The 21,427-nt window shown below is 72.9% G+C and carries 17 protein-coding genes; 7 read left to right on the forward strand and 10 right to left on the reverse strand.

Features of this window, described 5'->3' with window-relative positions; all coding sequences use genetic code 11:
• Nucleotides 1-2,163: transglutaminase family protein (locus COGEMETH_RS01230; RefSeq protein WP_238180803.1), on the reverse strand; the 2,163-nt coding region annotated here is incomplete at its 3' end.
• A gap of 444 nt (nucleotides 2,164-2,607) precedes the next feature.
• Here COGEMETH_RS01230 and COGEMETH_RS01235 point away from each other — a divergent pair.
• Entirely contained in the window at nucleotides 2,608-3,795 is a 1,188-nt protein-coding gene (locus tag COGEMETH_RS01235; protein WP_238180804.1) for a zinc-binding metallopeptidase family protein, read from the forward strand.
• Between the two features lie 165 nt (nucleotides 3,796-3,960).
• Nucleotides 3,961-5,370 carry an FAD/NAD(P)-binding protein gene (locus COGEMETH_RS01240; RefSeq protein ID WP_238180805.1) on the forward strand — a complete coding sequence of 470 codons (1,410 nt, stop codon included), beginning with the start codon at nucleotides 3,961-3,963 and terminating at the stop codon, nucleotides 5,368-5,370.
• A 19-nt stretch (nucleotides 5,371-5,389) separates the two neighbouring features.
• Here the strand turns inward: COGEMETH_RS01240 and COGEMETH_RS01245 are convergent, their stop codons facing one another.
• Together COGEMETH_RS01245 and COGEMETH_RS01250 are read right to left on the reverse strand one after the other, a co-directional pair.
• Nucleotides 5,390-7,078 carry a lysine--tRNA ligase gene (locus tag COGEMETH_RS01245; RefSeq protein WP_238180806.1) on the reverse strand — a complete coding sequence of 563 codons (1,689 nt, stop codon included), beginning with the start codon at nucleotides 7,076-7,078 and terminating at the stop codon, nucleotides 5,390-5,392.
• 142 nt (nucleotides 7,079-7,220) lie between these two features.
• Nucleotides 7,221-8,000, reverse strand: a complete 780-nt coding sequence (locus tag COGEMETH_RS01250) for a transporter substrate-binding domain-containing protein (RefSeq protein WP_238180807.1) — start codon at nucleotides 7,998-8,000, stop codon at nucleotides 7,221-7,223.
• A gap of 221 nt (nucleotides 8,001-8,221) precedes the next feature.
• Here COGEMETH_RS01250 and COGEMETH_RS01255 point away from each other — a divergent pair, with 221 nt between their 5' ends.
• A complete protein-coding gene (locus COGEMETH_RS01255) occupies nucleotides 8,222-10,123 on the forward strand; it encodes a glycosyltransferase family 2 protein (RefSeq protein WP_373875294.1) in 1,902 nt (633 codons plus the stop codon).
• Here the strand turns inward: COGEMETH_RS01255 and COGEMETH_RS01260 are convergent.
• Together COGEMETH_RS01260 and COGEMETH_RS01265 are read right to left on the reverse strand one after the other, a co-directional pair.
• Complete coding sequence (locus COGEMETH_RS01260; RefSeq protein ID WP_238180808.1) at nucleotides 10,078-13,269, reverse strand: glycosyltransferase; 3,192 nt, start codon at nucleotides 13,267-13,269, stop codon at nucleotides 10,078-10,080. The genes COGEMETH_RS01255 and COGEMETH_RS01260 overlap by 46 nt on opposite strands.
• A gap of 134 nt (nucleotides 13,270-13,403) precedes the next feature.
• Nucleotides 13,404-15,002: a glycosyltransferase gene (locus COGEMETH_RS01265; protein ID WP_238180809.1), complete on the reverse strand. Its 1,599-nt coding sequence runs from the start codon at nucleotides 15,000-15,002 to the stop codon at nucleotides 13,404-13,406.
• A 90-nt stretch (nucleotides 15,003-15,092) separates the two neighbouring features.
• Between COGEMETH_RS01265 and COGEMETH_RS01270 the strand changes: the two genes are divergently transcribed.
• Together COGEMETH_RS01270 and COGEMETH_RS01275 are read left to right on the forward strand one after the other, a co-directional pair.
• A complete protein-coding gene (locus COGEMETH_RS01270; protein ID WP_238180810.1) occupies nucleotides 15,093-15,848 on the forward strand; it encodes a DUF3750 domain-containing protein in 756 nt (251 codons plus the stop codon).
• A gap of 136 nt (nucleotides 15,849-15,984) precedes the next feature.
• Nucleotides 15,985-16,203, forward strand: coding sequence for a hypothetical protein (locus COGEMETH_RS01275; RefSeq protein ID WP_238180811.1), 219 nt, complete (start codon nucleotides 15,985-15,987; stop codon nucleotides 16,201-16,203).
• 6 nt (nucleotides 16,204-16,209) lie between these two features.
• On the opposite strand, the gene COGEMETH_RS01280 is transcribed toward COGEMETH_RS01275, so the two are convergent.
• Both COGEMETH_RS01280 and mtgA read right to left on the reverse strand, forming a co-directional pair.
• Nucleotides 16,210-16,650 carry a hypothetical protein gene (locus tag COGEMETH_RS01280; protein WP_238180812.1) on the reverse strand — a complete coding sequence of 147 codons (441 nt, stop codon included), beginning with the start codon at nucleotides 16,648-16,650 and terminating at the stop codon, nucleotides 16,210-16,212.
• 123 nt (nucleotides 16,651-16,773) lie between these two features.
• Nucleotides 16,774-17,547, reverse strand: a complete 774-nt coding sequence (gene mtgA / locus COGEMETH_RS01285) for a monofunctional biosynthetic peptidoglycan transglycosylase (RefSeq protein ID WP_373875293.1) — start codon at nucleotides 17,545-17,547, stop codon at nucleotides 16,774-16,776.
• 21 nt (nucleotides 17,548-17,568) lie between these two features.
• On the opposite strand from mtgA, the gene COGEMETH_RS01290 reads away from it, so the two are divergent.
• Complete coding sequence (locus COGEMETH_RS01290) at nucleotides 17,569-18,540, forward strand: polyprenyl synthetase family protein (protein ID WP_238180813.1); 972 nt, start codon at nucleotides 17,569-17,571, stop codon at nucleotides 18,538-18,540.
• 327 nt (nucleotides 18,541-18,867) lie between these two features.
• Here the strand turns inward: COGEMETH_RS01290 and COGEMETH_RS01295 are convergent, their stop codons facing one another.
• The 3 genes from COGEMETH_RS01295 to COGEMETH_RS01305 all read right to left on the reverse strand — a co-directional run bounded on the left by COGEMETH_RS01295 (nucleotide 18,868) and on the right by COGEMETH_RS01305 (nucleotide 20,033).
• A complete protein-coding gene (locus COGEMETH_RS01295) occupies nucleotides 18,868-19,080 on the reverse strand; it encodes a type II toxin-antitoxin system RelE/ParE family toxin (protein WP_306421722.1) in 213 nt (70 codons plus the stop codon).
• Nucleotides 19,077-19,304: a hypothetical protein gene (locus COGEMETH_RS01300; RefSeq protein ID WP_238180814.1), complete on the reverse strand. Its 228-nt coding sequence runs from the start codon at nucleotides 19,302-19,304 to the stop codon at nucleotides 19,077-19,079. The genes COGEMETH_RS01295 and COGEMETH_RS01300 overlap by 4 nt, the downstream gene beginning before the upstream one ends.
• Before the next feature lie 123 nt (nucleotides 19,305-19,427).
• Nucleotides 19,428-20,033, reverse strand: a complete 606-nt coding sequence (locus COGEMETH_RS01305) for a PadR family transcriptional regulator (RefSeq protein ID WP_238180815.1) — start codon at nucleotides 20,031-20,033, stop codon at nucleotides 19,428-19,430.
• Nucleotides 20,034-20,201: 168 nt separating this feature from the next.
• On the opposite strand from COGEMETH_RS01305, the gene leuB reads away from it, so the two are divergent.
• A complete protein-coding gene (gene leuB, locus COGEMETH_RS01310; protein ID WP_238180816.1) occupies nucleotides 20,202-21,311 on the forward strand; it encodes a 3-isopropylmalate dehydrogenase in 1,110 nt (369 codons plus the stop codon).
• Nucleotides 21,312-21,427: the final 116 nt, after the last annotated feature.

Here is a 21,427-nt window from a genome sequence, read left to right on the forward strand (position 1 = left end):
GTCCGGCCGGCGCAGGAAGGGCGAATCGTCCGGGGTGAGCCCGCCCATGACCACGTGGTTGCCGCCGCCGGTGCCGGTGTGACGCCCGTCGGTCATGAACTTTTCCGCGCCCAGCCGGGTCTGGCGGGCCTCGGCGTAGAGGTCGGTGGTGATGGCGACCGCCTCGCGCCAGGAGGCGGCCGGGTGCACGTTGACCTCGATCACGCCGGGGTCGGGGGTGACCTTGATCAGGCCGATGCGCGGGTCGAAGGGCGGCTCGTAGCCCTCGATCTGCACGGGCAGGTGCAGGCCGGCGGCGGCCGCCTCGATGTGGCCGACCAGCTCCAGGTACTCGTCGGCCCGCTGGGTCGGGGGCATGAAGACGTGCACCACCCCGTCCCGCGGCTCGATGGAGAGGGCGGTGCGCACGGCCACACCCGTGACGCCCCCCCCGTTGACGGTGCCCGCGCCGGAACCGCCCTCCGCCAGGGGCTCGCGGTCCTCCAGCGGGTCCTGGGGCTGGTAGTAGGGATAGTGCTCGGGGGGCACGTGCGGCAGGGAGGAGAGCGGCAGGCGGAAGCCGAGGGGCGAATCGCCCGGCACCAGGAAGGCGTGGCCGCGCCGGAACTCCCAGGCTTCCGAGATCCAGACCCGGTCGGAATCGCCGTCCTTGCCGGTGGGCAGGGAGGCGAGCGGCAGGACGTAGCCCACGGGTTCGCCCAGGCCCCGCTCGTAGACGCGGGCCATGCGCGTGTCGAACTCGACGGAGCCGCTCTTGGCCTCCATCGTGGTGACGTTGACGGGGAGTTCGGCCGTCTTTTCGTCCCAGTGCGCCGGGTCCTCGTAGGCCGGCATCACGTAGGCGGTCAGGCCCAGGCGCCCGGAGAGCGCCTCGGCGAAGGCCTGCGCCCGCCCGATGTCGGCCGTGCCCGCCGCGCCCTCCGGCGCGATCAGGCCGGCGTCGCGCCAGATCGGCTGGCCGTCCTTGCGCCAGAACAGGGCGAAGGCCCAGCGCGGTAGGCTCTCGCCGGGATACCACTTGCCCTGGCCGTAATGCAGCATCCCGCCCTGCCCGAAGCGGTCGCGCAGGCGCCGGATCAGCTGGTCGGCCAGCCCCCGCTTGCTCGGCCCCACGGCGGCGATGTTCCACTCGGCCGCCTCGAAGTCGTCGATCGAGACGAAGGTCGGCTCGCCGCCCATGGTCAGGCGCACGTCCTGGGCGGCCAGATCCGCGTCGACCCGCTCGCCCAGCGCGTCCATCGACGCCCAGACCGCGTCCGAGAAGGGCTTGGTCACCCGCGGCGCCTCGGCCACGCGCGAGACGCTCATCTCGAAGCCGAACTCGGTCTGGGCCGGCTCGGCCAGCCCCGAGATCGGGGCGGCGGAGTGGTAGTGCGGCGTGGCGGCCAGCGGGATGTGCCCCTCGCCGCAGAGCAGGCCCGACGTGGCGTCGAGCCCGATCCAGCCGGCGCCGGGCAGGTAGACCTCGGCCCAGGCGTGCAGGTCGGTGAAGTCGGTCTTGGTGCCCTCCGGCCCGTCCACGGCCGTGGTGTCGGGCACGAGCTGGATCAGGTAGCCGGAGACGAAGCGGGCGGCGAGCCCGATCCGGCGCAGCACCTGCACCAGGAGCCAGGCCGAGTCGCGGCAGGAGCCGCTCTTCAGGGTCAGGGTCTCGGTGGGCGTCTGCACGCCCGGCTCCATGCGCACGCCGTAGGCGACCTCGCCCGCCACGAGGGCGTTCAGCGCCACCAGGAACTGCACCGTGGCCGTCTCCGCCGGCAGGCGCGTGAGGAAGGCGTCGATCTCCGGGCCGCGGGCGTCGTCGAGGACGAGGTAGGGGGCGAGTTCCCCCGACAGGTCCGGGTCGTAGGCGAAGGGCCGCGTCTGCGCGTACTCCTCCACGAAGAAGTCGAACGGGTTGATCACCGCCATCTCGGCGGTGAGGTCCACCTCGATCCGCAGCTCGTTCGTCTTCTCCGGGAAGACGAGGCGGGCGAGCCAGTTGCCGTTGGGGTCCTGCTGCCAGTTCAGGAAGTGGTTCTCGGGCGTGACCTTCAGGGCGTAGGCCGGGATCTTGGTGCGCGCGTGCGGCGCCGGGCGCAGGCGGATCGTCTGCGGCCCGAGGCTGATCGGACGGTCGTAGCGGTAGTGGGTGACGTGGTGCAGGGCGGCTTTGATCGACACGGGCACTCTCGTCTGGAGATCGAACGGGCGCGGCGGGCGAGCCTCACGCTCGTGTGCTGCCGCGTCTTATGGGGCAAAGGGGCGGCACCAAGCAATTTTCGTGCGGCGTTGGTCCAGGACAATCGCTTGGAAGCGCTTGTCCTGGTTCTTGAGCTTGGCCTCAATCGCCGGCGCCCGCCTCCGCGGGCTCAGGCTGATCCTTCGCTCTGTGTTTTCCAGGATGTCATCCTGGAAAACCCGCTCCGCGGGGCGCTCGTCGCGCCCTGAAGTCGCCAAAGCGACGTCAAGGGATTGGTCTGGCGGTGGTTTGGCGGTTGGTCCTCCTCCGCACCAGGCGGGGGCTCGGTGGAACTTTGACGGCCACGTCTCTTTGTCGCGATTACGGGGGGCCGCGGGCGGCCCCCTCGGGGCCCTTGCAGGAGCGCGCCGGGCAGCGGGACCGCCATGAAGATCTTCCAGTGCCAGGCCTGCGACCAGCCCGTGACCTTCGAGAGCACGGTCTGCGAGAGCTGCGAGCGCCGCCTCGGCTACGTCTGCGACCGGCACGAGATCTCGGCGCTGGAGCCGTCGGGCCACTCCGCCCACCTCCTGCTCGGAGGCGTGCAGACCTTCCACGCCTATGCCGATTCCGGGCGCAAGTACCGCTTCTGCGCCAACGCCGCGCACGATGCCTGCAACTGGCTGGTGCCCGACGATCACCCCGACACCTTCTGCGTCACCTGCCGGCACAACCGCGTGGTGCCCGACCTCGCTATCCCCTTCAACCTCGTCCGCTGGCGCCAGGTCGAGGCGGCCAAGCACCGGATGTTCTACTCGCTCCTGCGCCTCGACCTGCCGCTGGCCACCCGCGCCCGCTACACGGACGGGCTGGCCTTCGACTTCCTGGTCGACCCTTCCGAGAGCTACCTGGTCGGGCCTCCGGTGCTGACGGGACACCTCAACGGCCTCATCAGCATGAACATCGCCGAGGCCGACGACGTGGAGCGCGAGCGCCGCCGCATCCTGTTCGGCGAGCATTACCGCACCCTGCTCGGGCACTTCCGCCACGAGATCGGGCACTATTTCTGGTACCTGCTGGTGCAGAACAGCCCGAACCTGTGGACCTTCCGCAGCCTGTTCGGCGACGAGAGCCTGAACTACACCGGTGCCCTCCGGAACCACTACGCCAACGGCGCGCCGGAGGGCTGGGAGGAATCCTACGTCTCGGCCTACGCCACCAGCCACCCCTGGGAGGACTTCGCCGAGACCTGGGCGCACTACATGCACATCGTCGACACGATCGAGACCGCCTCGACCTTCGAACTGCAGCTGCGCCCGCGCCTGCGCCGCGGTGCCGCCGCCCCGGTGCGGATCGACTTCGACCCCTACCGCACCCCCGACCTCGACCGGCTGATCGAGGCGTGGCTGCCCCTGACCTACGCGGTCAACTCCCTCTCGCGCAGCATGGGCCAGCCGGCCCTCTACCCGTTCAAGCTGACGCCCGCCGTGATCGCCAAGCTCGCCTTCGTGCACGAGCGCATCTACGAGGTCCGCGGGGACGTCACCGCCTGGGCCGCCCAGGAGGCCGGCGCCGACATCCTGCGCGCCGTGATCGCGGGCCTGCGCCAGCGGGTGGCGCCGCCGAACGCGTGATGGCGCGCCGGCGGGAGAACGTTCTTCCCGCATCCGGCCGCCTCGCGCGGGATCGTTCGCCCCGCCTCCGCGAAAACGGCCGCGGTTTCCTTGGCGTCCGCGCGGCGGGCCGTCTATCCTGGCGGCGGGGCCGGTGGCCGCCCTCCAACAACCGATGCAGCCGGGATGCCCGACGAGACCGACCCGGCGCGGGTGAGCCCGCGCCCGAAGCCCCAGCCTTTGCCCGTCGCCGTGATCGGCGCCGGCTTCAGCGGCACCATGGCCGCGATCCAGCTTCTCGCCCGCCTGGCCCCCGACAGGTCGGTCCTGCTCTGCGAGCGGGCGGAGCGGTTCGGCCGCGGGCGCGCCTACGCCACGGGCAACCCGGACCACCTGCTCAACGTCCGCGCCGCCAACATGAGCGCCTATCCCGACCGGCCGGGGCACTTTTCGGACTGGCTCGCCGGGCTCGGCCCTGAGGACGAATCCGGCATCCGGGCGACGCCGGCCGGCACCTTCGCGGCCCGCGGCCTCTACGGGCGCTACCTCGCCGAACTCCTCACCGAGGCCGTGACCGGGCGGGACGGCCCCCGCCTCCACCTCGTCAACGAGGCGATCACCGACATCCGCCGCGAGGACGGCCGCCTCGTCCTGCGCAGCGAGGGCGGCCGGACCCATGCGGCGGCCGGCGCGGTGCTGGCCATGGGCAACCTCGTGGCCCCGGCCGAGCCCGCCAGCCGCTACCGCTTCGATCCCTGGAACTCCGACGCCTTCGGCCGCCTGCACGCGCACCTGCCGGTGATGATCGTCGGCACCGGGCTGACCATGGTGGACGCCGTGGTGACCCTGCGCCGCCACGGCTTCGCGGGCCCGATCGTCGCCCTGTCCCGGCGCGGCCTGCGCCCGACCGCGCACGCCGCGGCCGCGCCCTGGCCGCAGCCGGCCCTGTCGCCGGCCGAGACCGCCTCGCTCCCCGCCCTCTCCGCCCGCATCCGGCGGGAGATCGCCGCCGCGCGCGCCTCCGGCGCCGACTGGCGCGGGGTGATCGACGCCCTCCGGCCGATCACCGACACCCTCTGGCTCGGGCTGCCCGAGGCCGAGCGCGGCCGCTTCCTGCGGCACCTGCGCCCGTTCTGGGACGTGCACCGCCACCGCGCCGCCCCGCCCGTCGGGGAGACGGTCGACGCGGAGATCGCGGCCGGCAGCCTGGTCGTGCGGGCCGGCCGCATCACCGACATCGCGGACGGTCCCGATCATGCCCGCGTGACGGTCCGCCCGCGCGGCTCGCAAGGGCGCGAGACCCTCAACGTCCAGTGCATCCTCGACGCCCGCGGGATCGGGCGCGTCGCCGAGACCCGCGATCCCCTGCTCGCCCGCCTCATCGGTCGCGGCCTCGTCCGGCCCGGGCCGTTCGGGATCGGCCTCGACGCCGCCCCGGACTTTTCGGTTCTGGCCGAGCCGCCGGAGGGACCGGGCGCCCCGCTCTGGACCCTCGGGCCGCTGCTGCGCGGCGTGTTCTGGGAATGCACCGCCGTGCCCGACATCCGCAACCAGGCCGTGGAGCTGGCCCGCTCGGTGGCCGCGGCCCTGCCGTGAGCCGCGGGCCTTCTCCGGATCAGGCCACGGCGCGGCCCGCCTTGAACGCTTCGTGCTCGGACACCAGCGCCCCCGAGAGGGCCTTCCCGATCAGGGCGCGGGTCTCGGCCACGCCGTAGAGGGCGACGAAGGAGCCGAAGCGGGGGCCGCGGGCCTCGCCGAACAGCAGGTTGTAGATCGTGGTGAACCACGCCTGCGACACGCCGGGCCGCCCGTCCGGGCTTTTCGCCTTGCCCGACAGGTCGGGGAAGTGGCGCCGGCCGACCTCGTAGACCACCGCCTGCAGGGCCTCCGGATCGATCGAGCCCGCATGGGGCGCGAGCGTTGCCGAGAGGTCTTCCAGCGCCGCCCGCTCCTCGGGCGTGGCCGCCCGGTAGGTCTTGGCCGGCCGCACGAAGTCGCGAAAGTAGGCGAGCGCGTGCCCCACCAGCCGGTCGAGGCCGGGATGCGTCTCCGGCCCGACATCGGCCGCGTAGCGCCGGATGAAGCCCCAGAGCACGCCGGGCTCCTCGGCGTTGGCCACCGCCACGAGGTTGAGGAGCATGGCGAAGGTCAGGCTCGTGCCCTCCACGCGCTCCGGCTGCGGGGGCGCGCCCGCGTGCAGGTGCCAGACCGGGTTGCCGAGCCGCAGCTTGGCGTCCTGGCCGGCATAGCGGTCGAGGAAGTTGATGTATTCGTCGACGTGGCGCGGGATCACGTCGAAGAACAGGCGCTTGGCCTCCCGCGGCTTGGCGTACATGAACAGCGCCAGCGAATCCGGCGTGCCGTAGGTGAGCCAGTCGTCGATGGTCAGCCCGTTGCCCTTCGACTTCGAGATTTTTTGTCCTTTTTCATCGAGGAACAATTCGTAGTTGAAGCCCTCCGGCGGCTCGGCCCCGAGCGCCCGGCAGATCTGCCCGGAGAGCTTGACCGAGTCGATCAGGTCCTTGCCGGCCATCTCGTAGTCGATGCCGAGCGCCGCCCAGCGCATGGCCCAGTCGGGCTTCCATTGCAGCTTGGCGTGCCCGCCCGTCACCGGCGTCTCGAAGCCCTCCCCCGTCTTCGGGTCGCGCCAGACCAGGGTGCCCTGCGCCACCCGCACCGCGTCGATGGGCACCTGCATCACCTCCCCCGTCACCGGGTGCAGGGGCAGGAAGGGCGAGTAGCTCGCCGAGCGCTCGGCCCGCAGCGAGGGCAGCATGATCGCCATCACCGCGTCGTAGCGCTCCAGCACCCGCATCAGCGCCGCGTCGAAGACGCCGGCCCGGTAGCATTCGGTGGCCGAGCGGAACTCGTAGTCGAAGCCGAAGGCGTCGAGGAAGCGGCGCAACTCCGCGTTGTTGTGCGCGCCGAAGCTGTCATGCGTCCCGAAGGGGTCGGGCACCCGCGTCAGGGGCTGGTTGAGGTGGGCCGCGAGCATCGCGCGCTCGGGCACGTTGTCGGGCACCTTGCGCAGGCCGTCCATGTCGTCCGAGAACGCGATCAGCCGGGTCGGCACGGCGTCCCGCGTCAGCACCCGGAAGGCGTGGCGCACCATCGAGGTCCGCGCCACCTCGCCGAAGGTGCCGATATGCGGCAGGCCGGACGGCCCGTAGCCGGTCTCGAACAGCACCTCTCCCTTGGGCTTGCGCTCCAGCCGCGCCACGAGCTTGCGCGCCTCCTCGAAGGGCCAGGCGGCGGCGTGGGCTGCGGCCTCGATCAGGTCGGGGTCGAGGGTGAGTGCGGGCATGGCTCGAAACGCGGGGCGCGGGACGGAAGGGCTCGGCGAAGGGCGGCACCCTAGAGGGGTTTTGCCGCGATGCGAAACCGCCGGCGGAGGTTTTTTGGAGGCGGCGGGCGAGCCGCCAGGTCCATGCGATTGCCTCGAGCGATCAGAACGGGCTCACCGGAAAGAACCGCAGGTACAACTCCGTGTAGCGTCCGTCGTCCCAGACCCGCTGGAGGGCGTCGTCGAGCGCCCGCGAGAGGGCCGCGTCCTCCTGGCGGGTGACGAGGCCGACGCCCTCGCCGAAATAGCGGTTCTCCAGGTAGTCGCCGCCGATCAAGGCGCAGCAGGACTCCGCCTCCTGGCCGCCGACCCAGACGGCGAGGTTGAGGCCGTCGGCGAAGAGATAGTCGGTCTCGCCGCGCTTGAGGGCGCCCTCGGCGGCGGCGATGTCCGTGAAGTCCTTGAGCACGGTTTTGGGGAAGAAGGCCTTGAGGTAGGCCGCGTGCGCGCTGCCCGCGATCACGCCGACCGAGCGCTCGGCCAGCGCCCCGACTGACGGCAGGGGCAGGCCCTTGTCGGCGCGGGCGGCAAAGCGCGCCGGCCAGCGGAAATACGGGCGCGTGGCCAGGAACTTCGCGCGGAGCGCCGGCGTCAGCGGGATCGCGGCGGCGACCACGTCGCCCTGGCGCTGGTCGAGGGCGTCGAGCAGCGTGTCGAAGCGGCGCGCCTGCACCGTGCAGGTGATCGACAGCCGCTCGCACACGGCGCGGGCGAGTTCCACCGAGAAGCCGGTCGGGGTGCCGTCGGGACCGGCGAAGTGCAGGGGCGGGAACTCGTCGTCGGTCAGGAAGCGCACCGCCCGGCCGGTCTGCGGCGCCTCGACCCGCTCGCCCCGGCTGCGGGGGTTCCAGAAGTTCGGAACAATCACCGGTTGAGCAATCACCGGTTGAACAGTCGCGGCTTGCGGCTGTGCCTGGCTCTGCTGCGGAAAACCCGCGCCGAGCAGCGCGACGACTGAAATCGTGCCGAGGACGACTGATAGTGCCCGCGCCCATCTTGACGAAGACACGGGTGCGGTGCTCCGCTGGGCGGATATGGAGGCGGCTTGGCTCACCCGCCTCCCCTAGCACGTTCCGGAGCCGGCGGGAGCGGGCCCTGTCGTTCCTGCGCTTCACGACACCGGCCGCCGACGCCTCCGCGCTGCCGGCCGAGATCGCCTTCCTCGTGGCCGAGGGCGTCCCCGTCGACCACCTGGCGCGGGCCGCGCGGCTCGCCCGCGATGGCGGGACCGACGCCGCCACCGCCCTCCTCCATGCCGGGCTGATGGAGGAGGAGGCCTATTACCGGGCGCTCGCCCGGGCGCTGCGGGTTCCCTTCCTCGACGGGCCGATGCCGTTCGGTCCGGGCCTGCAGTTTCCCGACAGCCTCGTCACCGGCCTCGCCCCCCTGGTCTCGGGGGCGCCCGCCCCTTGCGTCCTGGCGCCGCGCGGGCCGCAGGTCGCCGAGCTGCTCGCCGGGTACGGCCCCGCCGCCCGGATGCCGGCCATCACCACGCCGACGCGCCTGCGCGAGGCGGTGTTTTCCGCGCGGCCCGGAGAGATCGCCGCGCACGCGGCCGACACCCTGCGGCTGAGGGCGCCCCACTGGGCGAGCCCCCGCGAGCCGGCCAGCCGCTGGCTGCTCTTCCTCGGCCTCTGCCTGTGCGCCGGCATCGGCCTGTTCTCCGCCCTGCCCCCGGCGCCGGCGCTGGCCCTGACGCTCGCGGCCCAGGTCGTGTTCCTGACGATGACGGTGTTCCGCACCGCCGCCCTGTCCATCGGCGCCCCGGCGGAGGCGCCGCCCGCGGTGCCGCTGCCCGACCGGGACCTGCCGACCTACACGGTCCTGGTCGCCCTCTACCGGGAGGCGGCCGTGGTGCCGCGCATCGTCCGGGCGCTGGCCGGGCTCGACTATCCGGCGGCTAAGCTCGACCTGAAGTTCGTGATCGAGGCCGGCGACCGCGAGACGGCCGAGGCCCTGGCGCGGGTGCCCTTCCCGGCCCGGTTCGAGATCGTCGTCGCGCCCCCCGGCGAGCCCAGGACCAAGCCGCGGGCCCTCAACGTCGCCCTGCCGCTGGCCCGCGGCAGCCACCTCGTGGTCTTCGACGCCGAGGACGTGCCGGACCCGGCCCAGCTCCGCCGCGCCGCCGAGGTCTTTTCGCGATCACCTCAGAGCCTGGCCTGCCTCCAGGGGCGGCTGGTGATCGACAACCCGGCCGATTCCCTGCTCGCACGCCTGTTCGCCCTCGAATACACGGGCCTGTTCGACGTGCTGAACCCGGCCCTCGCCCGCTGGGCCCTGCCGATCCCCCTGGGGGGCACCTCGACGCATTTCCGAACCCGCGTGCTGCGCGACCTGCACGGCTGGGACGCCTGGAACGTCACCGAGGATGCCGACCTCGGCATCCGGCTGGCGCTGGCCGGCTACCGGGTCGGCGACCTGCCGAGCCACACCCTGGAGGAGGCGCCGATCACGGTGCGGGCCTGGCTGCACCAGCGCACCCGCTGGATGAAGGGCTTCCTGCAGACGAGCCTCACCCACGGCCGCCGCCCGATCGCGACCCTGCGCGACCTCGGCTGGCTCCCGGCGCTCTGCGCGGTCACGATGGTGCCGGGCACCGTGGTCTCGGCCCTGGTCTACCCCGTCTGCTTCGCCCTCGCCCTGAACGGATTCGTCCTGAACGCGCTGCCGGCCGCACCGGACTTCCTCTCGAACCTGCCGACCGGGCTGGCGCTTACCCTGTTCGCCATGGGGCTCGCGGCCCTGGCGCTGCCCGCCGCCCTCGGCTGCCTTCGGCGCGGCTGGCGGGACCTGCTCTGGCTCGTGCTCCTGCTGCCGGCCTATTTCGGCCTGATCAGCCTGGCCGCCTGGCTCGCCCTGCTCGAACTCGTCCGGGCGCCCGACCGCTGGAACAAGACCGAGCACGGCCTGTCCCGCACCTCCCGCAGCGGCCTGTTACGCTCCAGGCGCCCCGCCCCTCCTCAGGCCACCTCGGCCGCGCCCGCCTCCCCGTCGTCGGTCCGGTAATAGGCTTCGAGCGTCGGGACCCGGCCCGGCGGCAGGGCCGGTGCGCCGATCCCGGCCAGGGCCTCGCGCGCCGCGAACAGGCTGTCGAGGAGCGCCCGCGTGTCGCGGGTCGGCGGGATCAGCAGGCCGCCGCCCACCGCCCGGATGCGCTCGGCCGGCGCGCCGAAATCGAAGGCGACGACGGGGTAGCCCGCCTCCCAGATCTCCGAGAGCACGTAGGAATAGGTCTCCGGCCAGACGCTCGGCAGGAAGACGAAGTCGGGGTCGGCCTCCGCGAGCCGCGCCTTGAGTTCGGCGGGCGCGTAGGCGCCCGTGACCTCGGCGTTGCCGTAGCGCACGAGGCTCGGCGTGTCCGAGGTGTAGCCGATCACCGTGAGGAAGAACGACGTGCGGTCGCGCGCCGCCCGCTCGGCCATCCGCAAGAGCAGGTCGAAGCCCTTGTGCCGGCCGATGGCGCCCACCACCGCCACCCGCAGGACGCCGGAACGGGCCTTGTGCCGCACGCGCATCCGCATCGCCCCGCGCTGTCGCGGCTCGGGATGGGGCACGACGGCGATGTCGGCGAGCCCGAAGCGCCGCGCGTAGCGGTCCGCGGTGTCCTGCGAGGGGGCCATCAACCGCTCGGCGCCCCGCAGCAGGCCGGCGTTGAAGGCGAGGAAGCCGTCGAGGTCGTGCTCGATCAGGTCGTCCTGGTCGGCGAAGTTGTAGTCGACGCCGCCGGTGACGCAGAGCTGGCAGACCTGCGGCGGCGGCTCGCCGCAATAGAAGCTGCGCTCGTCGGTGAGGTGCACCCGCGGGCAGTACCACTGGAAGTCGTGCAGCATCACGACGTAGGGGCGCCGGCCGGAGAGGAACCCTTCGAGGAAGGTGCTGCCGTAGGTCAGGCGCGAGTTGACGTGCACCGTGACGGCCACGCCCATCGCCTCCAGGCGCGCGAGCACGTCCTCGACCCGGCCCGGCCTGAGGGTGAGGGCGGTCCCGGCCCGGTCGAAGGCGAGTTCCAGGCGCGGGTCCCGGCCCTCGTCGTCCACGGGCATCAGGATCGCGACCTCGTGGCCGGGCTCGCGGGGCAGCGCGCGCAGGTCCTCGACGTAGCGCTTGGTGCCGCCGCCGAGGCCGTGGGTGAGGTGCAGGGTCAGCCGGGTGAAACGCCCCGCCAGCAGCCGCAGCAGCACCGTCACCCGCACGGCCTCGAACGGGTCGGCGTGGGTGAAGGCTGCGAGCTCGCCCAGGTATTCCGGGTAGAGGGCCTCGAGCCGGGCATGGTTGCGGGCGAGCAGTTCCAGCCGCGTGGCGTTGGTGAAGGAGACCGAGCCCTCGTGCATCACGAACACGTCGGGCGCCGCGAGGTGGACCCAGCCGAGGTCGCGCGCGGTGAGGCACCAGTCGACCTCCTCGCAATAGCCGCGGCCCCAATCCACCGAGAGCGGGCCGGCCTCCTCCAGCGCGGCCCGGTTCATGTGCATGCAGAAGCCGACGCCCGTGGGCACCGGCACGGGAGGGCCGCCCGCCTCGGAGAAGGCCCGGTCGAGGTCGGTCACGTCGAGGCCCAGCACCGGGGGGTTGGGGTCCTTGAGGCTCGGGAAGCTCAGGATCGTGGCGTTGTTCGACATCGGCGTGACGGAGGCGATGCCGGGGCGGGCGTGGCAGTGCCGGGCCAGACGCTCGATCGCGCCGGGCGGCAGGACGGTGTCGGCGTTGACGAGCAGGGCGTCCTCGCCCGGCTCCAGCAGGGCGAGGCCCCGGTTGACGGTGGCGATGAAGCCGAGGTTCTCCGGGTTCCTGCCCACCGTGAGGCCCGGATGGCCCTTGGCCGAGAGTTCCGCGAGGAAGCGGCCGATTCCGGGATCGGGCGAGCCGTCGTCGATCACCAGCGCCCGGATGCGCCCGCCGCGCAACTGCGGGATCAGGGAGGCGAGGCAGATCCGCAGGTCGGACAGGCCGTTGTAGACCGGCACGATGGCGCAGACCGGCGGCGGGGCGGCCCCGAGATCCTCGGTTGGCGGCTCGTCCGGCGGCAGGGCGGGGCTCGGCCCGCCCGCGGCCTCGAAGGCGAACCCCGCAGCCGTTCCGCCGCGCTCCGCCTGCACGAGGCGCGCGCGGATCGCGCGCCGCTCCGGCAGGCCCGCCTCCCGGTTGGCCGGGCGCCCCTGCGCCCCCACGAGGAGGGCCCGCGCCTCCCGCCGGGCGGCCGCGACGCGCGCCAGGAGGCCGCCGCCGACCCGGCCGAGGACGATGCCCGTGCCCTCCGGACCCGCCACCAGGTCGCTGCCGGGCTCGATCTCGGCGTCGTCGAAGGCGAAGCTCGCCCAGTCGCGGCCGAAGGCGGCCTTCAGGTCGGGCCTGGAATGGGTCTTGACCTCGGCCCGCGTCACCCCGCCGGTGACGATCCGCAGCGTCCCCGGCACGTCGCCGCCCGAGCGGTCGAAGTACCAGCCCGAGAGGCGCTGGGGCCCGGCCGCCTCGATGTTGAACTTCGGCTTGGCCGCCCAGGGCCCGAAATCGAGCAGGGCCTCGCCGGCCCGCACCGCGAGGCGGTGGGGGGCGCCGTCCAGGGCCTCCCGCGGCAGCAGCAGGCGGAAGCCGTTCCAGCCCCCCTGCCCGCTCCCTTGTCCGCCCCCCTGCCCGCTCCCTTGGCTGCCCTCTTGCCCGCCCGCGAACGTCAGCTCCCGGCGGTAGCGGTCGAGGGCGACGGGCTCCCCCGGCCGGCCGTCGACCAGGAGCCGCACCGCCGGGGCCGGCCCCTGGAACAGGGGCGAGACCCAGCCCTCCAGGGCGTAGTCGCGCACCCCGTCGATCCGCCCGGCGTACTGGCCCGGCCCGATCGCGAAGCGCCGCCGCCGGGTCCGCCCCTGGGCGGTCACCGCCAGGGTGCAGGTGCCGGGCGCGGAAAACAGGGCGGGATCGAGGGAGGCCAGCGCCAGCGCCAGCCCGTCGAGGCTGCCGACGCGCTCCACCGGCACGGCCCGCTCCGGGCCGGACCCGACCCGGAGCGCGATCCCGACCTCGGCGGCCCGCACCGAGGCGTCCACCGCGACGACCACGCCGCCGTTGTAGAGGGTGAACCACGCGACCGGCGCCGGCCGCCCGGCCAGCAGGCGGCGGCCGCCGCTGCCCAGGCGCCTCAGATGCCGCAGCAGGTCCAAGCTTCGTCCGATCCCGTGCCTGTCATGGGGCCACTGTCTGGTCCGGACCGGCCACCGGGGCGAGGTCTCGGAATTTCGTCGCGCATGGCAGCCCTCTTATCGGCTTTCCGGCCCCGGCGAAAAGCATAATTCCCTCAGCCGTCCCGCACCCCAGGCGCCTTGGGGTGGAGTCGCCCGCGCCGCGCGAGGTGGAGGACGAGGCGCTTGAGGAGGGCGCCGGAGCCCAGCCCGATCGCGTAGCCCCTGCGGTAGGGCTCGCCCCATTCGGCGCCGCAGGCGGCAAGCCGCAGGAGGCCGAAGCGTTCGGTGAGGCGCCGCAGGGCGCGGTCGCCGGGCCGGGGCGGGCCGGTGACGAGGCGGTCGACCAGGATGCGCAGGCGGGCCGGCTCCAGGTCCGTCCAGCCCGCGATGCCGGGATCGAGGCCCGCCCGGATCGGCGCGCGGCCGAGGAGGCCGGCCAGGGCGAGGCGGCCGATCCGCCCCGCCGCCTGCCGCATCAGGGCGCGGGAGGGTTCGGGGATCGCCAGCGCCCCGGTGTGGTTGGCCCCGTGCTGGACGTAGGCCACCAGCGGCTCGGGGACGTAGCGCAGGGTCCCGCGGCGGGCCGCCAGGAGGGCGATCCAGTGGTCGTGGTAGGTCAGGTTCGGGGTGGCGGGGAACGGCAGGGCCTCCGCAACGAGTTCCCGGCGCGCCAGCATCGTCATGCCGGTGGCGACGTTGGCCAGAAGCAGGCCCGCCAGGCTGCCGTAGCCCGCCCGCCGGTGCACCCAGAAGGTCTCCGACAGGCAGGTCCCGGCCGCGTCCACGATCCTCATGTCCGAGTAGCTGCAGCCGAAGGGCAGGTCGCCCAAAGCCGCGATCCCGCGGGCGAGGCGGTCGGGCCGCCAGACGTCGTCCTGGTCGCTGAAGGCGACGAGGCCGCATTCCTCGGGCAGCGCCGCGCAGGCCCGCTCGAAGTTGCGGTAGAAGCCGAGGCGGGCGCCCGGCCCGAGCAGGCGGAAGCGGGGGTCGTCCGCGATCGCGGCCCTGATCCCGGCAAGCCGGTCGGGCCGCGAGCCGTCGTCGGAGACCACGCAGGTCCAGTCCCGGTGGCTCTGGGCCCGGATCGAGGCGACCTGGCGGGAAAACAGGTGCAGGTCCGGCTCGAAGGTCGCCATGGCGATGCCGACGCGCCGGGCGCCGGGGGGCGCCCCCGGATCGGCCAGGGGTTCGGCCAGGGGTTCGGCCAGGGGTTCGGCCAGGGGTTCGGCCAGGGGTTCGGCCAAGGGATCGGCGGTGGGATCGGGAAGCGGATCGATCCGCAGGAGGTCGACGCCGCAGAGCCGGAGCGCGTGCCTGTCGCCATCGTCCCAGGTCAGGTCCGCCTCGACCAGGGCCGGCCCGTCGGCGAGGTCCGGGCCGCCGGGGAAGACGGCCGAGAGGTAGAAGCCGCCGTCGATCCGGTCGTCCAGGCCCGCGCACGTCCCGGCCTCGGCGAGGTCGAGCATCCCGGTCTGGAGGTGGACGTGCCGGGCCTCGACCCCCCGGCCCTCCTGGACCAGACGGAGCCGGCAGGCGGCGAGCCGCGCCCCGCTCCCGTGCACGAAGCCGCGGACGCCGAAGGCCGCCCCCTGCCGGCTCAGGACCAGCGGCAGGGCGGGCTGGCCGATGCTGATCCAGAGATCCCTGTCGCGCGTCGTTCCCACGCCGGTCCCTTTGCGGCAGGCGAGGATGCCGGACAAGGGGCGGGCCATCGTCCGAAGCCGCGGTTGCGGCTTCGGGGGCGCCGGCGATCGAGGCCGGGCAAGACAGCAGGCCTCGCGCTCGGCACGGCTCCTGCCTACATGCGGCCACTCCCGCTCAAGCCCGGTCCCGCTTTGCTCAAGGTCGTCCTCGCCCTCGTCCTCGTCTTCCTGGCCCCCATCGCGATCTCGGCCGGCCTCTACCTCGCGCAGGCGCGGGGGGACTGGCGCCTGGCCGACCGGTCGAGCGCGGGGCTGCTGCCCCCCGCCCGGCAGCCCGGCGCGGTGGTGCGGATCTTCTCGGCCCGCACGGTGAGCTGGCGCGGCATCTTCGCCACCCACAGCTGGATCGTGATCAAGGAGGCGCAGGCCGCGGCCTACCGCCGCTTCGACTACACCGCCTGGGGCCAGCCGATCTGGATCGACCGCTTCGTGCCGGACGGGCGCTGGTTCGGCAGCACGCCCGAGACCGTCTTCGCCGCCGACGGAGCGGAGGCCGAACTCATGATCCCGCAGATCCGGGCCGTGATCGCCGATTACCGCTACGCCCGGCCCGGCGACTACACCGTCTGGCCGGGGCCGAACTCGAACACCTTCGTGGCCGCGGTGATGGCCGCGGTGCCCGAGATGCGCGCGAGCCTGCCGGCCACCGCCATCGGCAAGGATTTTCCCTATGACGGGCAATGGTTCGGGGCGACGCCGTCCGGCACCGGCCTGCGGCTCAACCTCGGCGGCTATCTCGGGCTGACGCTGGGCTGGATCGAGGGCGTCGAGCTCAACATCCTCGGCGCGGTGGCCGGCCTCGACCTGCGCCGCCCCGCCCTCAAGCTGCCGGGCCTCGGGCGGCTGGGGTTCTGAAGGGTCCGCTCCGGGGGCGCACCTCCATGTGCGTTCCGGCACCACGAAACATGCGCGCGGGGTGCATGAAACAGTCGCGCAACGACTTGGCCCTAAGGGTCGTCGCCATCGCAAGACCAACGAGGAGGCGGCGACCATGACCCTCGCACATGCGGCCCTCGCGCACCCGCTCCGGCATCTCGGCCTCGCCGGTGCCGCCCTGGCCCTGGTGGTCGTGCCGCTGGCCAACCCGCTGCTGCTGTCGCTCGTCCTGATCCTGGCGGGCGTTCTGGCGGCCTATCGCGGTGCCGTGGAGATGCTGCCGGCCGGCGACGCCACCGCAGCAGGCGAAGTCGTGTTCCGGCACTATTTTTGAGACTTCCTACCCCCTCCGGTCCAGCACCGGGCAGCCGCCCGGCAGCGGCCCGAGCACCAGGTCCCCCTGGCGCGGGGTGTTGACCGTGAAGGGCGCCGTGCCCTGCGCCCCCCAGAACCCGGCCCCGAGCTGGCGGCTGAAGAGCCGGTCCCCGAGCCGGACGAAGCAGCGGTCCTGCACCGCCTCGTAGTCGAACACCGCCTCGGCCACCGGGGCGCCCGCCCCGCAGGAGGCGGACAGGGCGATCGTGCCCGGCCGCGCGAGGCGTACCGTGGCCGAGCGCCCCGGCAGCAGGGTGATCGGCGGTCCCCCGTCCTGGCTGGCCACGAGCACGTAGCCCGAGCGGTTGGTGATCGTGCGCAGGCAGTCGGCGGAGGCGCCGACGCCCGAGAGCATGAGGCCGGCGGCCGCGAGGCAGGCGCGCCGGGTCCAGGGTGTCATCGTCATCGGTGTATCCGGCCGCAGGAGGGGGGAGGCGTGCGCCGGGGGCCGGCGCGGGTCCGCATCAGTAGGACAGGGCATCCGGCCTCGGCAAGGCGATCGCCGGTCTCCGGCGGCGGCGCGGGCCGTTCAGGGCTTCAGGCAGCCCATCAGCCCCTCCACCTGCCCCATCCGCGCCTGAATCCGGGCGGCGAGCGCCCGCACGCCGCGCGAGGGCTGGCCGGCGCTGCGGGCGATCGGGTTCGGCAGCACGGCGGCGAGCAGGGCCGCCTCCCCGCGGCCGAGGTCGCGGGCGTCCTTGCGGAACCAGTGCCGGGCGGCGGCCTGCGCCCCGTAGATGCCGTCGCCCCATTCGGCGACGTTGAGGTAGGTCTCCATCATCCGCCGCTTGCCCCAGAGGGCGTCCATGGCCAGCGCCATGGGAATCTCCAGCGCCTTGCGGACGTAGGAGCGGCCGGGCCACAGGAACACGTTCTTGACCGTCTGCATCGACAGGGTCGAGGCGCCCCGGCTCGGGGAATCCTCGTCCTCCACCACCTCCCGCAGGGCCCCGAAATCCACGCCCCGGTGCAGGCAGAAGCGCTGGTCCTCCGCCGTCATCACCGCCTGGACCAGGGCCGGCGCGATCCGCGCCAGGGGCACCGCCTCGTGCGCCACCGGCTGGAGGGTGAGCCAGCGCCCGAGCATCAGGGTTGAGGGCGGGCTCACCGCGCTATAGACGAGCGCCAGCGTGAGCGTGAGGACGAATCCGATGGCCGGCAGCAGCAGGAGCAGCCCGACGACGCGGCGCGCCCGCCGCGACCTCAGGCGCGGGAGCACCCTGAGGTCGCGGCCCTCGGTAGTCCCCGCCCGCCCGCGCGGGTCCACTCTGATATCTTCCGCCCCCACAGCGACGCTTCCCACCCCCCGCAAGGCCGTGTCTCGATGACTTCGACCCCCTCAACGCAGGCTACCCCCGCGTCCGTCAAGGCGCAGGCGGGCGCGGACGGGTTTTCCCACAAGCTCGCCACCGTGGCCGAGACCGTCGAGACCTTCCTGGTGGAGCGCCTCGGGCCCGCGGTCGGCCCCGGCGAGATCGCACGGCCCGCCCGCCTGATGGAGGCGATGCGCCACGCGGTGCTCGGCGGCGGCAAGCGCCTGCGCCCGTTCCTGGCGGTGGAGACCGCGCGGATGCTGGGTGGCTCCGAGGCCGGCGCGCTGGCGGCGGGGGCCGGCGTCGAGCTGGTGCATTGCTACTCCCTCGTGCACGACGACATGCCCGCCATGGACGACGACGACATGCGCCGGGGCAAGCCCACGGTGCACAAGGCCTACGACGAGGCCACCGCGATCCTGGTGGGCGACGCCCTCCAGACGCTGGCCTTCGAGATCCTGGCCGACCCGGCCTGGCAGGCCGACCCCGCGATCCGGGCCGATTTGGTGCTGGGGCTGGCCCGCGCCTCCGGCCTCGGCGGCATGGTCGGCGGCCAGCTCCTCGACCTGGGGGCGGAAGGCCGCTTCGGCCCGGTCCAGCTCGGCGTGGAGGACACCCTCCAACTCCAGGCGATGAAGACCGGGGCGATCCTGGCCTTCTCGGTGGAGGCCGGCGCCATCGTCGGCGGGGCGAGCGCGGACGAGCGGGCCGCACTCCTGCGCTACGGGCTGGCGCTGGGCCAGGCCTTCCAGATCGCCGACGACATCCTGGACCGGGAAGCCTCCCCGGAGGCGATGGGCAAGGCCACCGGCAAGGACAAGGACGCCGGCAAGGCGACGCTCGTCGACCGCCTCGGTCTCGACGGCGCCCGGGCCGAGTGCGACCGCCTGGTCGGCGTCTGCGAGGAGGCGGTCTCCCGCTGGGGCGAGCGCGCCCGGACCCTGTGCGAGGCGGCCCGCTTCACGGTGGCGCGGAAGGTTTGATCCGGGCGGACCCCGTACCGGATCACCGTGCGTCATGGGTCCGGTCCATGCCGCCGGCTACGATAGGGCGCAGCGCATAGCTTAAGTGTCTCTCACAAGACGCTCGCGGCGCCGTCGTGCCCAGAGCGAGGGTTCCTGGAGATCGGGAGTTTTGTGAGGTGCGCTCAGCATCCTCCGTATCCGCAAACGACCTCGCCGGCGTCGCCACGCCCTGCCATGCCGCCGAAACCTATGCGCAGCGTTCCGTCATGATGCTCCGGGCATCGTCGATGGATCGCGGGCCGCATGGCGGATGCCGATGATGACGACCTCATCGTCGGTCGCTTCTTAGAAGATCAGGTAGGGATAGGGCCGCGCCACGATACGACGCATGGGGCGCAGGCTGGTGAAGGAACCGCACCGGGGATACTCCAGCAAGAGCCTCACGGTCGTCTGAATGCGGTGCTGTACGCGCCACGCGCCCTGCGGAGATCTCTCCGCGATGTCGGTCAACACCCGATCGAGTTCGGCGGCGGCGTCCGGAGTGTAGCGAAGCCTCACAAGCCGTGCTTCGCCCAGATGTCCTGAATCTGTGTGTCCGTCGCGAATTCACGGCGGGCGGCCTGCGCGCGGGAGTTGGCGAACGAGGCCTCCTCTTCGGGTATGAGTTGGCAGAAAGCCTCGTCGTCCCCGGTGAGGCGCAGGAGCACGCGGGCACAATCGTCCTGCGCCTCGGGGGTAAGGGCGGGAATGCGCTCGATGGCTTGTTCGAGGAGTTCCGTCATGCCGTCATCATGACCCCGATTCCCGTGCGAGAAAAGCTGACCTCGCTCGGAGGCGACGCGCCATTGCGAAGCTTCCGCTCCCGGATGTCCTGCCCGCACGCCCATCGGTCCGAGAACAAGGAATCACACCTGCTCCACCGCCGTGGCGGCCGCGTCGATGGCGGCGGCCACCGCCGTGATCTCGGCCGGGTCGAGGGGGCCGCGCGACAGCCGCAGCCGCAGGGCGAGCTTGAGGTTCTCCATCGCGCGTACGACCTGCGGCGCGGGCCCGCCGCCATGGGTGCGGCCGGCCTCGTCCATGCGGGCCAAGAGCGCGTCCAGGGTCGGCCGGTGGGCGTCGAGGTAGGCCTGCCCCTCCGGCGTGAGGGTGTGCAGCTTCTTGGCGCCCTCGCCGTCGCTGACCGTGACGTGGCCGAGGTCCTGGAGAAGCGTCAGCGTCGGGTAGATCACCCCCGGACTCGGGCTGTAGGCGCCGCCGACCCGCTCCTCGATCGCCTTGATGATCTCGTAGCCGGAGCGGGGTTTTTCCGCGATCAGGGCGAGCACCACGAGGCGCAGGTCCCCGTGGGCGAAGAAGCGGCCGAGGCCGCCGCGGCCGCCCCCTGGCCCGCCGCCAAGTCCGCCGCCGGGTCCGCCCCGGTGCGGCCGGCCGAAGCCGAAGGGGCGCTCGTCCCGGTCCGGGCGGGCGAAGTGCCGGTCGTGGCCGGGATGGAAGGCATGGTGGCGCATGGTCGATCCGATCGTGTTTCGATGTGTCTGTTTTTTAGATATATCGAAACACGATCGGCGACAAGGGTTTTCCGGGTGGCCCTGTCGGGGAGAGGTGGCCCGCCTTGTCAAACCGATGGCCGCCCCGATAGAGCCGCGCCAATCGCAACCAGAACCCCCGGCGACGCCATGGCCAGCTACAAGCTCCTGCTCCTTCCCGGCGACGGGATCGGCCCCGAGGTGATGGCGGGCGTCGAGACGGTGCTCGGCGCCCTGCGCGAGACCGGGCTGGCCGACTTCGAGGCCGAGACCGATCTGGTCGGCGGCTCGGCCATCGACGCGCACGGCGTGCCGCTCGCCGACGCGACCCTGGCGAAGGCCGGCGCGGCCGACGCGATCCTGCTCGGGGCGGTCGGCGGCCCGAAATGGAACGGGGTCGCCTACGAGATCCGCCCCGAAGCCGGGCTCTTGAGATTGCGAAAGGACCTCGGGCTGTTCGCCAACCTGCGGCCGGCGATCTGCTACCCGGCCCTGGCCGACGCCTCGGCGCTCAAGCGCGAGCTGGTCGAGGGCCTCGACATCCTGATCGTGCGCGAACTCACCGGCGGGGTCTATTTCGGCGAGCCCAAGGAGATCACCACCCTGCCCGACGGCTCGAAGCGGGCGGTGGACACGCAGGTCTACACCACGGGCGAGATCGAGCGGATCGCCCACGTCGCCTTCGACCTGGCGCGCAAGCGCTCCGGCCGGGTGGCGTCCGCCGAGAAGCACAACGTGATGAAGTCCGGCGTGCTCTGGAAGGAGGTGGTGACCCAGGTCCACGCCGCCCATTACGCCGACGTGGCCCTGGAGCATGTGCTCGCCGACAACTGCGCCATGCAGCTGGTGCGCGCGCCCAAGCAGTACGACGTGCTGCTGACCGACAACCTGTTCGGGGACATCCTGTCGGACGTGGCCGCCATGCTCACCGGGTCGCTGGGCATGCTGCCCTCGGCCTCTCTGGGCGCGGTCGAGGCGGGGGGCCTGCGCAAGGCGCTCTACGAGCCGGTGCACGGCTCGGCCCCCGACATCGCCGGCCAGGACAAGGCCAACCCGATCGCGATGATCGGCTCGCTGGCCCTGTGCCTGCGCTACTCCTTCGGGCTGGGCGAAGCCGCCGATGTCCTGGAACGGGCGATCACCGACACCCTGGCGGGCGGCGCCCGCACCGCCGACATCGCCGCCGCGGGGCAGGCGGCGATCGGCACCAGGGCGATGGCCGAGACGATCGCGGCGGCGCTCAAGGCGCGGGTTGGCTGAAGCTGCAGCGTCGGGGCGCGCGCTACTCTCCTCCCCGCGAGGGCTACCGGCTTCACACATCTGCGCAGGGAGCCGGACAGGTCGTTCGAAGCGCTGTGCGGCTCCCTCTCCCGTGC

Origin of the sequence: Methylobacterium trifolii (genome assembly GCF_022179685.1) — a bacterium.
Lineage (GTDB): Bacteria > Pseudomonadota > Alphaproteobacteria > Rhizobiales > Beijerinckiaceae > Methylobacterium > Methylobacterium trifolii.